General features: G+C 65.9%; 15 protein-coding genes. 7 read left to right on the top strand and 8 right to left on the bottom strand.

Features of this window, described 5'->3' with window-relative positions:
• Window positions 1-33 precede the first annotated feature (33 nt).
• Both ACIGJE_RS04130 and ACIGJE_RS04125 read right to left on the bottom strand, forming a co-directional pair.
• Window positions 34-1485, bottom strand: coding sequence for a biotin carboxylase (locus tag ACIGJE_RS04130; protein ID WP_311934144.1), 1452 nt, complete (start codon window positions 1483-1485; stop codon window positions 34-36).
• A 399-nt stretch (window positions 1486-1884) separates the two neighbouring features.
• Window positions 1885-2820, bottom strand: coding sequence for an AraC family transcriptional regulator (locus ACIGJE_RS04125; protein WP_415081789.1), 936 nt, complete (start codon window positions 2818-2820; stop codon window positions 1885-1887).
• 240 nt (window positions 2821-3060) lie between these two features.
• Between ACIGJE_RS04125 and ACIGJE_RS04120 the strand changes: the two genes are divergently transcribed.
• Window positions 3061-4335 (top strand): MFS transporter, encoded by a 1275-nt coding sequence (locus tag ACIGJE_RS04120; protein WP_311934142.1) that lies wholly within the window; start codon window positions 3061-3063, stop codon window positions 4333-4335.
• A 55-nt stretch (window positions 4336-4390) separates the two neighbouring features.
• On the opposite strand, the gene ACIGJE_RS04115 is transcribed toward ACIGJE_RS04120, so the two are convergent.
• Window positions 4391-5482, bottom strand: coding sequence for a citrate synthase/methylcitrate synthase (locus ACIGJE_RS04115; protein WP_415081792.1), 1092 nt, complete (start codon window positions 5480-5482; stop codon window positions 4391-4393).
• 103 nt (window positions 5483-5585) lie between these two features.
• Between ACIGJE_RS04115 and ACIGJE_RS04110 the strand changes: the two genes are divergently transcribed.
• The gene (locus tag ACIGJE_RS04110; RefSeq protein WP_483679379.1) at window positions 5586-6758 is read left to right on the top strand and encodes a citrate synthase; all 1173 of its coding nucleotides are present in this window, start codon (window positions 5586-5588) and stop codon (window positions 6756-6758) included.
• Between the two features lie 190 nt (window positions 6759-6948).
• On the opposite strand, the gene ACIGJE_RS04105 is transcribed toward ACIGJE_RS04110, so the two are convergent.
• Window positions 6949-7428: a GNAT family N-acetyltransferase gene (locus ACIGJE_RS04105; protein WP_415081796.1), complete on the bottom strand. Its 480-nt coding sequence runs from the start codon at window positions 7426-7428 to the stop codon at window positions 6949-6951.
• A gap of 136 nt (window positions 7429-7564) precedes the next feature.
• Entirely contained in the window at window positions 7565-7804 is a 240-nt protein-coding gene (locus ACIGJE_RS04100; RefSeq protein ID WP_415081798.1) for a hypothetical protein, read from the bottom strand.
• Between the two features lie 253 nt (window positions 7805-8057).
• Between ACIGJE_RS04100 and ACIGJE_RS04095 the strand changes: the two genes are divergently transcribed.
• The gene (locus ACIGJE_RS04095) at window positions 8058-8444 is read left to right on the top strand and encodes an NUDIX hydrolase (RefSeq protein ID WP_367623591.1); all 387 of its coding nucleotides are present in this window, start codon (window positions 8058-8060) and stop codon (window positions 8442-8444) included.
• 153 nt (window positions 8445-8597) lie between these two features.
• Here ACIGJE_RS04095 and ACIGJE_RS04090 read toward each other — a convergent pair whose 3' ends face one another.
• Together ACIGJE_RS04090 and ACIGJE_RS04085 are read right to left on the bottom strand one after the other, a co-directional pair.
• Window positions 8598-9812 (bottom strand): lipase family protein, encoded by a 1215-nt coding sequence (locus ACIGJE_RS04090; protein ID WP_415081800.1) that lies wholly within the window; start codon window positions 9810-9812, stop codon window positions 8598-8600.
• 199 nt (window positions 9813-10011) lie between these two features.
• Entirely contained in the window at window positions 10012-10935 is a 924-nt protein-coding gene (locus ACIGJE_RS04085) for a DMT family transporter (protein ID WP_367623589.1), read from the bottom strand.
• A 148-nt stretch (window positions 10936-11083) separates the two neighbouring features.
• On the opposite strand from ACIGJE_RS04085, the gene ACIGJE_RS04080 reads away from it, so the two are divergent.
• Entirely contained in the window at window positions 11084-12622 is a 1539-nt protein-coding gene (locus ACIGJE_RS04080; RefSeq protein ID WP_311934134.1) for a YifB family Mg chelatase-like AAA ATPase, read from the top strand.
• Between the two features lie 14 nt (window positions 12623-12636).
• Here the strand turns inward: ACIGJE_RS04080 and ACIGJE_RS04075 are convergent, their stop codons facing one another.
• Window positions 12637-12828: a hypothetical protein gene (locus ACIGJE_RS04075; RefSeq protein WP_394313981.1), complete on the bottom strand. Its 192-nt coding sequence runs from the start codon at window positions 12826-12828 to the stop codon at window positions 12637-12639.
• On the opposite strand from ACIGJE_RS04075, the gene ACIGJE_RS04070 reads away from it, so the two are divergent.
• The 3 genes from ACIGJE_RS04070 to ACIGJE_RS04060 all read left to right on the top strand — a co-directional run bounded on the left by ACIGJE_RS04070 (window position 12815) and on the right by ACIGJE_RS04060 (window position 14243).
• A complete protein-coding gene (locus ACIGJE_RS04070; protein WP_311934132.1) occupies window positions 12815-13042 on the top strand; it encodes a hypothetical protein in 228 nt (75 codons plus the stop codon). The genes ACIGJE_RS04075 and ACIGJE_RS04070 overlap by 14 nt on opposite strands.
• A 75-nt stretch (window positions 13043-13117) precedes the next feature.
• Entirely contained in the window at window positions 13118-13456 is a 339-nt protein-coding gene (locus ACIGJE_RS04065; RefSeq protein WP_311934131.1) for a hypothetical protein, read from the top strand.
• A 133-nt stretch (window positions 13457-13589) separates the two neighbouring features.
• The gene (locus ACIGJE_RS04060; protein WP_311934130.1) at window positions 13590-14243 is read left to right on the top strand and encodes a Pr6Pr family membrane protein; all 654 of its coding nucleotides are present in this window, start codon (window positions 13590-13592) and stop codon (window positions 14241-14243) included.
• Window positions 14244-14250 lie beyond the last annotated feature (7 nt).

The following is a 14250-nucleotide window of genomic DNA, read 5'->3' as shown; positions in this document are numbered from 1 at the left end:
GTCGAGTTCTTGCAACCAATCTGGTCAAACCCCTCAAATCCATTTGGCCGAGGCCATGTCCACCGGCGGCACGATGGCCGTCATCGCGGACAGGGGAACCGACTCGAATTGCGCCTTGATGCCAGCGTTCCATTTCTTGGCACGCGCCAGCAGTTCGCGGCTGTCCGATTGCATCCGGCCTCGCGCCAGCAGACAGCCCATGTCGGCGCCATGGTAGCAATATTCTCCCACGCCGTACACGCGCATGTAGAAAGCCTCGTTCTCGTCACCGACGCTGGTCAAATCGAGGGCGGAGCGCTGATAGGCGATCTCGCCGCGATCGTTCATGCGCCAGATGCCCGATTGCGGCACGCGCGTGAGCAGCTCCACCTTGTCCTCGGTCTGCTTGAGGATGAGCTGGGTCCAGTGGTCATATTCCTTCCAGCGGCTCTGCACCGCCTCGACGTCGAGGTCGTAATCGACATCGAGGAATTCCAGCAGGTGGAACAGGAAGAGCGGGCAGCCGCCATAGATGGTGGTGATCAGATTGGTCGGCGGCGAGGCGCCGGAGACGCGCGGATTGAGCTCGCCCAGATAGACCTCATGCGTATCGGTATCGAGCAGGAAGTCGCAGCAGAACACGCCGCGATAACCCTCGGCATAGAGGCGGTCGCCGAGCTTGCGCGCCATTTCGCGCACCCGGTCCGGCGCATCGCCCGGCAGGATGGTGGGCGAGACGTCATTGCCGCACCAGCCGCCCTTATAGGGCGTGATCTCGGCAAAGCCGGTGATGTCGGTCATCACCGGGCCGACCAGCGTGCCGTGGCGGGTGCAGCAGCCCTCGATGGTACCCGGAAGGTGATTGATGCGCTTCATCACCTTCAGTTCCTGGCCGATGATCTTGGCGGCGTATTTGTCCCAGTCGGCCTGGCTCTTGACGAAGAAGGTGGTGCGCCCGCTATCCCCGTAAGGCGTCTGCACCACGAGGTCGCTGCCGAGCCCCGCGGCGGCGGCGAGGGCTTCGAGTTCCTGATAGGTCGAGGCCAGGCCCATGGTGTTGGGCGCGCTGGCCACCCCGGCCTCATTGCCGAGCCGCGTCGTCTCGATCTTGGAATCCAGCCGCGTGCGCAAGGCGGCCTTGGGCAGGGCGACATCGACGCCGGCCTCGGCGCAAAGCTCCTCGGTCTCCTCGTCGAACATCACGAAAATGGCCTTGCCGCGCGGCTTCTTGCGGATGCGGGCCCGGAAGGCGGGATGCGCCACCAGATAGTTGGCGACATCCTCCATCGACTTGAATTCGACCGGCCCGGTGCGCGGCGGCACGAAGACCCGAGGGTGCCTGCCGTCGAAAATGTCGAAGTAATTGATGAATTCCAGGCCGCCCACCCACTCGTCGAGCCCGAGCAGGTTGAAGGGCGTCGGCGTGACGACATAGATCGGCGTCTCGTTCATGCGCAGGAAACGATAGATGTCGCTGAGGCTGCGCAGCTTCTCACGTCCACTCATGGTGGGGATCCCATTCTCTGCAGGGTTTGCCGTTATTGGAGGGCCTGTAGGGCCGAAGAGGCGAAGCGCGGGGCTCGAAGAGCGCACCATCGTCCCATGCGATATCGGCGAAGGAAAACCGGCGAGACGTAAAATGAGCGTTTGTCTCAGGCGCCCTTGCCACACTCCAAACGGCCGCAGCGTGCTTGCGACGGTTCAACCAGGCGACAACAGGCTCATCAGCCGGCATGAGGCTCCCTTCTGTGGGGCGACGTCCTCTGTGCCAAATTTCTGACACACTTCCAGCAGGCCGGCAACCGGGCCGAACGGATGCACGGAAGCGATGCTCCCGGGCCTCGCTGATATATCACGACGAAGCCGGGGAAGGCTGGTCGCGCCTCTCTGCGCGGCTGCCTGCGCTTACGCCCGCGCGAGAGGCCCTTCCGTGCGCAACGCCCCCGGCGGCCTGCCTGTCACGCGCTTGAAGGCGCGGCTGAAGGCAGCCTGCGAGGCATAGCCGAGACGCTGGGCGGCGGTATCGATCGACATATGGTCGCGTCCGATCCATTCGGCCGCCAGGCGCATGCGCAGCTCGGTGACATAGCGCAGAGGCGTCTGGCCGGTCACCGCCAGGAAGCGCTCGGCAAAGACCGAACGCGAGGCTCCCATTTCCTGGGCCAGTTCCGCCACCGTCCAGTCCCGGCCGGGGTCACGATGCATGGCGCCGATGGCGCGGCTCAGACGTGGGTCACGCAGCGCGTCCAGCCAGCCAGCCGTCTCCCCGCAGCCGCACTCCACCCAGCCGCGCACGATGGAAGCCGATACCACATCGGCCAGCCGCGCCAGGATGCCCGCCGAGCCGACCCGCTCCGTCAGCACCTCGCGTTCCATCGCCCGCAACATCGGCTCGATTTCCGGCTGGCGCTCCAGGAGCGTGCCGACCAGCATCACCTCCGGCATCTGGGCGACCAGCGGATGCATGCCGCCGAGATCGAACTCCATGCAGCCGCTGAAGACATGCGCATGCTGGCTCGGGCAGGTCTCCTCGACGCAGGCCGAAACGGCGCTGACGCTCTTACAGAGCGGGACCGCCTCATAGGCGCCGACATCCTGGCTCGGCAGGTCCGGTGCGGAAACGAGACAGTGTTCCCCGCCGCGTGGCAGCAGCACGGCATCGCCGGGCCCGAGAGCGTGTACCGCCCCGCCGGCCATGCGCAGATAGACCGTGCCGCAGGCGACGAAATGGAACTGGGCCCGTCCTTCGACCGTGCCGAAATGCACGCCGAAAGGGGGTGCAGCATGCAGGCGCCGATATTGCACGCCATTCAGCCGCATCCCGAGGAGCAGTTCGCTCATCAGGTCGGCCGGCGGGTTATCACGACGCACGCGCTCAAGTCCGGACGAATGGTAAATCATTTCGGATTTAGTGACATGGATCGTCCGAGATGTCCACCCTATGTTGCTGCAACGCAATAGCGTTTTGCGATTTGGCGGGACACCTAGAATTGCAAAAACGCGCCAACCCAACCCGTTGGAGCAAATCAGCGTTCCGCCTGAACGCGTTTTGCTCCAGGTCACTTCGACAGGAAAAGACAGATGAGCGAAGCGTTGGAGAGCGCCTCGACGCTTGACGCGATCGAACCGGATCGCGGCCCGAATCGGGCTTTCAGGGATAATCCCGCCGCACGCGCGACGTCAGCACCCGGATCGCAGAACGCCCTGTGGGGCGCCGTGGTCTCCATGATGCTCGGCGTCTTCGGCCTGGTCACGGCGGAATTCCTGCCCGCCAGCCTGCTGACACCGATGGCCCGCGATCTCGGCGTCACCGAAGGCGTGGCCGGGCAGGCCGTCACCGCAACCGCCACGGTGGCCCTGATCACCAGCCTGCTCGTGGCGACGGTGACCCGGCGCCTCGACCGCCGCATCGTCCTGCTGGCCTTTTCGATCCTGCTGATCGCCTCCAACCTGCTGGTCGCCTCCGCTTCGAGCCTGCCGGCCCTGATCGCTGGACGGGTGCTGCTCGGGATCGCCCTCGGCGGCTTCTGGACCATGTCAGCCGCCACGGTGATGCGCCTGGTGCCGGAGGCGCTGGTGCCACGCGCCCTGTCGATCCTGTTCAGCGGCGTCTCGGCCGCGACCGTCTTTGCCGCTCCCGTCGGCAGCTATGTCGGCGACATCGCCGGCTGGCGCGCCGTCTTCCTGATGGCGGCCGGCCTCGGCGCCCTCGCTCTGGTGGTGCAGTTCACCACCCTGCCGCGCCTGGAGCCGCGCGGGCATGCCCGGCTGAGGACGCTGTGGGAAGTGCTGATGCGGCCGCAGATCGGCCTCGGCATGATCGCGGTCACCCTGGTGTTCACCGGCCATTTCGCCTTCTTCACCTATATCCGGCCCTTCCTGGAAACGGTGACGGGGGTCGGCATCAGCACGATGTCGGCCATCCTGCTCGGCTTCGGCATCGCCAATTTCCTCGGCACCTTCCTCGGCGGCTTCCTGCTGGAGCGCAGCCTCCGGCTGACCCTGGCCGCGATGCCGCTGGCGATGGGCGTGCTCGGCCTGATGCTCGCCGGGCTCGGCAGCGCACCGGCGGCGGATACGGTGCTGATCGCCCTGTGGGGCCTCGCCTTCGGCGCCGTGCCGGTGGCCTGGACGGCCTGGATCACCCGCGCCGTGCCGGACGAAACCGAAAGCGGCACGGCGTTGATCGTGGCGGTGATCCAGCTCGCCATCGCTCTCGGCGCCGCCGGCGGCGGCACGATCTTCGACGTCAGCGGCGCGAGCGGCGTGTTCGTCGCGGCAGGCCTGGTTCTCCTGCTGGCCGTCCTGCTCATCCTGGCGGGCGTACGCTCACGCCTGGCGACGGCGACAGCCTGAAGTCAAGCAAAGCTTCGAAAGCGGGCTCCGTCGCCGGAGCCCGCTTTCGTGCGTTTCAGGCGGCCTGGTCCGGCCGCGGGCCGACATAGCGGGACTGCGGCCGGATCAGCCGGCCATAGAGCACCTGCTCGCGGGCATGGCCGACCCAGCCCACCACCCGCCCGGTGGCAAAGACGCTGGTGAAGCTCTCGCGCGGGAAGCCGAGGGCTTCGAGCAGCAAGGCCGTGTAGAACTCGACATTGATCTGCAGCGAGCGGTCCGGCTTGCGGCGGGCGAGAATGCTGGTCGCCGCCGCTTCCACATGCTCGGCCAGAGCGAGGCGGCCCGTGTCGTTCCTGCCCGGACCGAACAACGCCGTGACGGCCCGCTTGAGGGCCTCGGCCCTGGGGTCGCGCACGCGGTAGACGCGATGGCCGAAGCCCATCAACCTGTCGCCCCGATCGAGCGCCGCTTCCAGCCAGGCCTCGGCCGTCTGCGCGGCGGCAATGCCGTCGAGCATGTCGAGGACCGGGCCCGGCGCCCCGCCATGCAGCGGCCCCTTCAGCGCGCTCAGCGCCGCCAGCACCGCGGAGGTCAGGCCGGCCTGCGTGGAGGCGACCACCCGGGCGGTGAAGGTCGAGGCATTGAGGCCGTGGTCGCTGACCGTGACCAGATAGGTATCGAGGGCGGCGGCAGCCTCCGGCCGTGGCACGGCCCCATGCAGCATGCGCAACATGTCGGCGGCATGACCGGCCTTCGGATCCGGTGCGACCGCCGTCTCGCCCCGCCGCTGCCGGATGATGGCCGGGGTGAGCACCGCCGGCGCGGCGATCAGCCGAAGCGCCAGGGCAAGATCCTCGCCGTCCGCAAGCCGGGCTATGGCAGCGCGCAGGGCTTCGGTGGCCGGCAGATTTGCATCCGGCAGGCCTTCGGAGACCAGCATCTCGAAGACTTCTCGGCGAGCCATGCCAAGGCGAGGCGCCAATTCCTTCGGGCCGGGCAGATCCTCGAAGAAGCCGTCGAGCAGGATGCCGACCAGTTCCTCATAACCGACATGGCCGGCCAGATCGTCGAGCGAATGGCCGCGAATGACGAGCCGGCCGGCGAGGCCGTCCACATCCGACATCACGGTCTCGGTGGCAATGACATCGTCCAATCCATTGTTCATCGCAATCTCCTCAATGAAACCCGTATTGCGGCAAGCATGCTGACGCTTTAGCATTGACGTCAATCTTGATTAAAATCGTCAACATATCTGTCCGGTTGCACCGATGCCCTGGATCACTTCCGAAGAAGCTCTCGCCCTGCTCAAGGTCCAGCCGCAGACGCTCTACGCCAATGTCAGCCGCGGCAGGATCCGGACCAGGCCGCATCCGCAGGACGTACGACGCAGCCTCTATCATGGCGAGGACGTCAAGAGGCTGGCAGGGCGCCATGCCGGGCGGCGCAGTGTGGCCGATGTCGCCGCGCAAACCATCTCCTTCGGCGAGCCCGTACTGGCCTCCGGCCTTTCCGCCATCGCCGATGGCCGCCTGTGGTATCGCGGCGAAGACACCGTCCGCCTGTCGGAGCAGGCAGGCCTCGAGGAGATCGCGCGGCTGCTCTGGCAGGTCGGCAAGGTCGACCTCGCCTTCCCGCCGACCGTCAAGGGCACGCCGATCCCGACCAATCCCTTCGAAGCCGCCCTGCTCGCTTTGGCGCGGCGGGCCAGCCACGACTTCCCTACGGGCGGGCGCTCCCATGCCGTGCTCTGCCGGGAAGCGGCGGGGCTGGTCGGCACCATGGCAGCCGCCATGCTCGGCGGCGGTTCCGATGGTACCTTGCCGTTACACCAACAGGCGGCACTGGCCTGGCAGGCGCCCGATGCCGCCGATCTCATCCGGCGCGCCCTGGTCTTGCTGGCCGATCACGAGCTGAACGCCTCGACCTTCGCTGCCCGCACGGCAGCATCGACGGGCGCTCCGCTGGCCGCCGGCCTGCTGGCGGGGCTGGGCACCCTCGCCGGCCCGCTGCATGGCACGGCCGCGGTGAGCGTGCAGGCCCTGGCCGAGACCGCCCGTCGCATCGGCGCCCGTCGCGCCGTGCATGACTGGCTCTCCCGCGGCCATCGCCTGCCCGCCTTCGGTCATCCGCTGTATCCCGACGGGGATCCCCGGGCGACCGCCCTGCTGGCCTGCTTCTCATGCAGCGAGATCTATGAGGGCATCCGCGAAGCCGTGGCAGAACATAGCGACGAGCCGCCGAATGTCGATTTCGCCCTCGCGGCCCTGGCCGACCGCCATGGCCTGCCGGCGAGTGCGCCCTTCACGCTCTTCGCTTTGGCTCGCTCTGTCGGCTGGATCGCCCATATGCTCGAGCAGACGGCCCGGGGCAGCCTGATCCGCCCCCGCGCCCACTATGATGGACCGCCGCTGAACATGGCGGCGGCGGTGGAAACCGCCTGACCCTCGCCGGCAGACCGGCTTTTGCGACAGCAGGCGTCCCCTGTTCCGCAAGCATCAGCGCCGTCTAGAGAAAGTGCGATTTCGTTGAATCGCACTTTCTCTCTAACCTTTTGTTCTAACGCGTTTTCTTAATCGAAAAGTCTATCAACTTTTCTTGAAAAACGCTCTAGCCGGGTAGCGGCGCCAGGCGTCAGCTGGGCGCAAAACGCTTTGAAATGCTTTCGGCCCCAATGCGATAGTCGACAAAGCCAATGCTGGCGTAAAAGGCCTGGCCGCCTCCGTTCTCCTTGCGGATGGTGGCGTCGATGAAGCGCACGCCCGCCGCCTTGGCGGCTCCCGCCGTCTCCCGGAACAAGGCACGGCCGATGCCCCTGCCATGCGCCGCCGGCGCCACATAGGTCGCGATGACCGCCCAGTCCGCCGGCAGCCGATCCTCGCCGGGCCAGTCCGGATCGCACCATTCGAGAGCCTGGAAACCCAGGATCTGCCTATTCTCCACCGCCACGAAGCAGCAGATTCCACGCAGGACGGCGATGAATTCGGCGCGGATGCGGTGCTCGTCGAAGGGCCGGCGATGCGCCGTGGTTCCACCGATCGCGATGATCTCGTTGATGAGTCGGGCCATCGAACCGGCATCCTCCGGCAGGGCGATCCGGATATTCATGGACATAAATAGCTCGCTTTCGGTCGAATCGAGGCTCCTCGCCGCACCCTATCCGGCCGATCCTGTTCGGCAAAGGCAGTCGCCCCGATGTGTCCAACTGCGGCCGGTCCCGGCCGAATGGCAGAGGGCCGGGACGGGCCGATCAAGCCTGGTCCTGGAACTCGATCTCCGCCAGGGCACGAAGCTCGGCTTCCTGCCCTGGATAGGCGGCGGACGGCAGGTCCTGCAGCGTCAGCCGCAAGCTCGCCATATGCAACAGCTGCTGCTGCCTCGGCGTGAGCTTCTCCAGGTCGAAAAGCAAGGCGATCCCGTCGCGCAGCCGACGGTCCTGCTCGCTGGCGTCCCAGCCGCTATAGCGGAGCCATTCCTCCTTGGGATCCATTGGCAGATCCTCCTTCTGCAGGCCGCCGGGAAAGATGGCCGGTACCTTGCGGCATCGCGCTGCGGCTTTCGTACAGGGCGAAAACCGCACCATTTGGGCGTTGTAACCGGCAGACTGCTTTTTGATCGTCACATGTTGCCAAAACAACAATCAAGGTCGAATATCTGACATAATATGTGCTCTTTTGCGCTATAGTGTCAGGACAATGACCAAGAAGGACAAAAAGAAACGCCAGCCTGATATGCGGCATCAAGTGGGTGCCCTTCCCGTGCGCGAACGGGACGGGCGCCTGGAAGTGTGCTTGATCACCACGCGCGAGACCAGCCGTTGGTCGATCCCGAAAGGATGGCCGATGAAGGGGCGCAACGATTGGGAAGCCGCACGAATCGAGGCAGAGCAGGAGGCCGGGCTGGTCGGGACCGTAGGCGAAAAACCCTGCGGCAGCTTCATCTATTGGAAACGCCAGGCTGAGCACTTCGATCTTGTCGAGGTCTGCGTCTACCCTCTGCATGTGAATGCGACCTTGCCGACCTGGAAGGAGATCGGCCAGCGCCAGGTGCGCTGGGTCCTGCCGGCCGATGCGGCCCTCGTCGTCGAGGAGCCGGGACTGTCCTCGTTGTTGCAGGGAATGAAACGCTGAAGCGTTTCGCGCGTCGCCATCGGGGGCACCGGTTCAGTGCAAGTGACCGGCAGGCGAGCCAGTGCTATCGACTCACTCGATAAGCCCAGTCTGCGATCTCCTGGTTTTCGAGCAGATATGGGACGGCCAGGGGCGGCATTCCGCGTACCGGCCTCATGGTATCCCGGCACAGGCACTTTGTGCTGGAACGCCCTTGAAGCGATCGGCGAACCAGTCGGGAAGGGCCGCGACAGCGACGGGCACGATGTTTTCGTGGTCGAGGCCCTTGCTCTCGCGGTAGTCGACTGTCACGCCCTGCTGGCAAAGATCCCGGGCAACCTTGCGGTTGAGCTCGACGGGCACGGCAATGTCCTTGTCCCCCTGGAAGAAGACGAACGGCACGTTCCTGACCGGCAGGAAGGCATCGTTCGCTTCCAGCCATTGGCGCCAGGGCTTGCCCGGCTGCAGGCCATCGCGATTGGCGAAGAGCGTGGTCGGCTTCCCCTCCGTCTTCTCCGCGATCGCCCAGCAGCCCGCGCTCAGATGTTCGAGCATTTCCAGTCCGTCGGTCGACAGCACATCCCGCAGCGCGAGTTCGGGATGGCCGACCCGCAGGCCGACCATGCGGGAGATATAATAGCCACCCGTGGCTGTCGTGGTCAGGTCGTATTCGGTCAGATCCCAGTGCCGGGAAGCCGGGGCGATTTCCCCCGCGCCGAGCAATTCGAGCTCGGGGGCGTAGGCCTGCTGGAGATGGGCAAGCCAGAGCGATGTCTGCCCGCCTTGCGACCAGCCATATTCGACGAAGCGCGGCCCGGCATCCGCGCCGGGAAACGTCTGGGCAAGGCGTACCGCGTCCAGGGAGGCCTTGGCCTGGGCAGCGCCGTTGAGATAGGCCGTGGAGCCGGGCGTGCCCAGCCCCTGGTAGTCGCTGGCGACGACCACGAAGCCCTTGTCCAGCATCTGCTCCAGGGCGGGGATGCGAATGCCCCATTTGTCGACGAGGCTGCGCCGGGAGGGCGCGCAGCTATCCTGCATGCCGGCCGTTTCGTGGTTCCAGAGCACGAGGTGCCCAGGCTGCTTCCTGGAGGCGGCTGGCAGGTAGATCTCGCCGGACACATAGGTAAGCTTGCCATCGGCCCCTTCCGTCACATAGACGACGTTCCAGGCCTTGGCGCCCTTTGGAGCGTCGAAACGTTGCTGCACCCAATAGATGTCACCGCGCTTGGCGCCGGCCGGCACCTCGGTGGGCACGTCGTCCCAGAAGGCTGACCCCTGAGGACCGGTCCTGGGTTCCATCGAGGAAGTCGGAGCTGCCGCGAGCGGGCCGGCCGCCAGGGCCGACAACAGCAAGGCTCCGATAACCGCAAGGGCATATGACAATTTCATGCGCGCCTCCCCAATCTGTCTCTTTTGTTTTTCCTCATGGCCTGTTTGGCGGCAGAGGATGCAGAGCTTGGGGGAATGTCGCAGAGGGCGGAAATCGCTACAAATAGTATGTTGGCCGCCAGACATAACCGAAAGGTTATGAGAGACAGACTCACCATTCCTCGAATCGCATGGGCTTGAAGAGCCAAGGCGAGGCTTATCATCCGAGCTTTCGGGCTGGCATCGTCATGGCGACGACACCGACGACCACACAGGCCAGGCCCGCCCAAGCCGTCGAGGATAACGTTTCTCCAAGAAACAGGACGCCGATCGCAACACCGATCGGCACCCGAAGATAAGCCTGTGCGGTCGTGCCGACGGAACCGAGCGTTTGCACGAGCCGGAAATAGATCACGAAAGCCACAGCCGTCGAGAAAACAGAAAGCGCAAGGAGAGCCAGCACGGAAGTGGCACTGGGAGCCAAGGTCCAGGGGCGATCGACGATGAGACTGGCCGGCACCAGGACCATCGCGCCAGAGACCAGCGAGCCGGCGGCCGGTATCATCGGATCGAGCCCCCTGAAGGACTTGCTGAAGATCGCGGCGCCGGCATAGCAGAGCGTGGCGGCGACGATGGCGAGCTGCGCGCCCATTTCATGCCCGAAGCCGCCGAGCGCCTCCACGCCGACGATCAGGCAGGTTCCGATCAGCCCTGCCGCAACGCCGAACAGCTTGCGGCCGGTGACGGCTTCGTGGCGGGTGAGCGCCGCCGTCAGCAGGAAGGCGAAGATCGGCGAGGTGGAATTCAGGATCGTCGCAAGGCCCGCATCGGTCGTCTGTTCGGCCCAGGCGATCAGGGTGAAAGGCACGACGCTGTTGAGGCAGGCCTGAAGAGCGAAGCGCTCCCATATCCGCCGATCCGCCGGCAATCCCAGCCCGCGCAGCCGGAGGACGGCGACGAGAATGGCTCCTGCAATCAGGGTCCTGGCGGCGATCAGCGTGACCGGTGGAATGGTTTCGACGCCGACCTTGATAAAGGCGTAGGACGCTCCCCAAAGGGCAGAAAGCGCCAGAAGCAACACCGGTTGGTTTGCCATGTTCGCCATGCCGGCCATCGCGTTCCCGTTCTCATCGAGGCTGTTCATGCCCTCCTGCCTAGCTGGAACCGCAGCCGAATGTTTCGGTGCTCACCGAACTGTCGAGCACCGATAGTCACGTTTTGTTCTCATTTTGCTTGGCGATGCCGCGCTTCCCCGCTATCGTCGGCGGGGTTGATGGGGAAACGAGAACGAGATGGTATCGCGCGTCGCGACGGTGGCATTCGAGGGCGTGGAAGCGCGCCAGGTCGACGTGCAGGTCCAGATTATGACCGGTTCGGTGGTGTTCACCATCGTCGGCCTGCCCGACAAGGCGGTGTCGGAAGCGCGCGAAAGGGTGCGCGCCGCCCTGACCGCCGCCGGCCTGGCCCTGCCGGCCAAGCGCATCACCGTCAATCTCGCCCCGGCCGATCTGCCCAAGGAAGGCTCGCATTTCGACCTGCCCATCGCGCTCGGGGTGATGGCCGCCATCGGCGCCATTCCGCATGATGCGCTGGAGGGCTACTGCGTGCTGGGCGAGCTCGGCCTCGACGGCACCATCACCAAGGTCGCCGGCGTGCTGCCATCGGCCGTCGCCGCCAATGGCCGCGGGCTCGGCCTGATCTGCCCGGCCGCCTGCGGTCCGGAAGCGGCCTGGGCCGGCCCCGACATGGACATTCTCGCCCCGCGCTCCCTGATCCAGCTGGTCAATCATTTCAAGGGCACGCAGTTGCTCTCTCGCCCGCAGCCGCGCATCGCCGCGGCGCCGGCCACCCTGCCCGATCTCAGGGACATCAAGGGCCAGGAGACCGCCAAGCGCGCCTTGGAGGTGGCGGCAGCCGGCGCGCATAATCTCCTGATGATCGGTCCGGCGGGTTCTGGCAAGTCGATGCTGGCGGCAAGGCTGCCCTCGATCCTGCCGCCCCTGGTGCCGGCGGAGCTCCTGGAAATCTCGATGATCCATTCGGTGGCTGGCCAGCTCGCCGGTGGCGAACTCACCAGCCGGCGCCCCTTCCGCGCGCCCCATCATTCGGCCTCGATGGCGGCGCTGATCGGCGGCGGCATCCATGCCCGGCCGGGCGAAGTCTCGCTCTCCCATCACGGCGTGCTCTTCCTCGACGAGATGCCGGAATTCGCGCCGCAGACCCTCGATGCCCTGCGCCAGCCGCTGGAATCGGGCGAGGCCGTGATCGCCAGGGCCAATGCCCGCGTTGCCTATCCCGCGCGGATCCAGCTCGTCGCGGCGATGAACCCGTGCCGCTGCGGCAAGGCCAACGATCCCGGCTTCGCCTGCCGGCGTGGGCCGGTGGAGCGCTGCGCCGCCGACTACCAGGCCCGCATCTCCGGCCCGCTGCTCGACCGCATCGACATCGTCGTCGAGGTGCCCGCCGTCTCCGCCGCCGATCTCATCCTGCCGCCGCCGGCCGAGGGGTCGGCCGAGGTGGCGACCCGGGTGGCCGAGGCCCGCGACCGCGCCGCCCGGCGCTATCGCACGCTTGGCCTGCCCGATGGCTCCACCAATGCCAGCGTGCCGGTCAATGTGGTCGAGGAGGTCGCCCGCCCCGATGCGGCCGCCACCAAGCTGTTGCGCGACGCCTCGGAGGCCATGCGCCTGTCCGCCCGCGGTTTCCACCGCGTGCTGCGCGTTTCGCGCACCCTGGCCGATCTCGACGGCGAGGCCGATGTCGGCCGGATCCACATCGCCGAGGCGCTGAGCTACCGGGCGCGGACGGACAGGGCGACGGTGCTGGCGTGAGCGAAAGCGCACCATCAGCGGCAGAATGACGGATTATCGATGGCATCCGCCACTCCTTCAAAGGTGATCCTCTTGCGCTCTTCCCTTTTGCTTCTCGCTGCTGCCCTTTCTTTCTCGCCAGCTTTCTCGTCAGGCCTGGCGATGGCGGCGGAGCATCCCTGCATGGGAGATGCCGGACGCAGGGCAAAAGCCTTGATCGCCTTCAACTACGGGACTTCGCTCGATTACGCTCTTTTGAGCGAACTGCCGATCCGCGTGCTGCCACCGATCAAGCGCCCCGAGATCGGTGACCGCCTCGATGTGATCGAGGTGGTCGGCTTCGTCAATCGCGCGCGGTATCGCGTGCGTATTCTTTATGCGCAGGGCCGCTGCACCATGCTGGGCCAGGAGATCGTGGATGTCAGCAGCCGGGTGGATTGATCGGCACGCTGGCGACGCGGCCGCCAAGCCGCTATCTGCAGACACCACCCAGCCGATGTTCACCCGAGACATGTCATGCGCATTTCCGTCCTTCTCGCCTCCCTTGCCTTGCTCGCCGGCACCACCGCTTCCCTGGCCGCTCCCCGCCCCCGCTGCGCCGATGCCGCGGTGAAGCAGGCCACCAAGCTGCTGGCTTTCCATTCCGACAATGACGACCGCGCCCGCGTCGATGCCGATAGCGTCAAGGCGATCGGTACCGTCGGCGCCCTGGTCGGCAAGGGGCGTTTCGATGTGATCGAGGTCGAGGGCTCGATCTACAAGGGCGAGTATCGCATGCGCCTGATCTACGCCCAGATCCCGGGCGACTGCGTGCTGATGGGCCAGGAGATCCTCGAACGCAGCGATCCCTATTGACCGCTGCGGGTTTGCCAGCCTCGGCCGAGGCCGTAAGTTATTGTGGCCGCATCGTTCTCGCGAAACCGGCGTCCACTTTTCGGCTCGATGCTTTAGACTGGGTTGCCAGCCGCAGCAGCGATCGAGGTGATTCATGACGGGCAGCCAGGCAGCCGGACGCCTTTTTGCGGCGCTGATCGCCGTCACGGCCTGGCTCGCCGTCGTTCTGCGTGCCTGGATCGTAACGTCCTTCGTGATGGCACAGGGTCGGACGGCGCTCGACGGCCTCGTCACCGTGTTCAGCTATTTCACGCTGCAGGCCAATGTGATCCTGGCCGTCGTCGCCACCGCCTGCGCCCTGCGCGGAGAGGCTGATGGATTCCTGACCCGGCCCTCGACCCGGGCGGCCGTCACCGTCTACATCGTCATCGTCGGCGTGATCTATGCCGTGCTTCTCGCCGGGTTGCGGCAGTTGACGGGCCTCGCCGTCCCCGTCGACATCGCCCTGCACCGGGTGGTGCCGGTGCTCTTCACGCTCTATTGGCTCATCTTCGTGCCAAAGGGCCGGTTGGCCTGGCGCGATCCGCTGGCCTGGCTCGCCTTTCCGGCGCTCTATGTCGTCTATTCGCTGATCTATGGTGCTCTGACGGGGCGTTATCTCTACCCGTTCTCCAACGTGCCGGTGCTCGGTTATCCCCGCGCCCTCGCCAATGCTGCCCTCATCCTTCTGGCCTTCTACGGCCTCGGCCTCGCGCTGGTAGCACTCGATCGCGCACTCGCCGGCTCCGCCATCCGGGCCCGGCAATGACGTTTGA

It is taken from the genome of Labrys sp. E2SS-1L (assembly GCF_057073705.1).
This window is presented reverse-complemented; position numbering and strand designations above follow the sequence as displayed.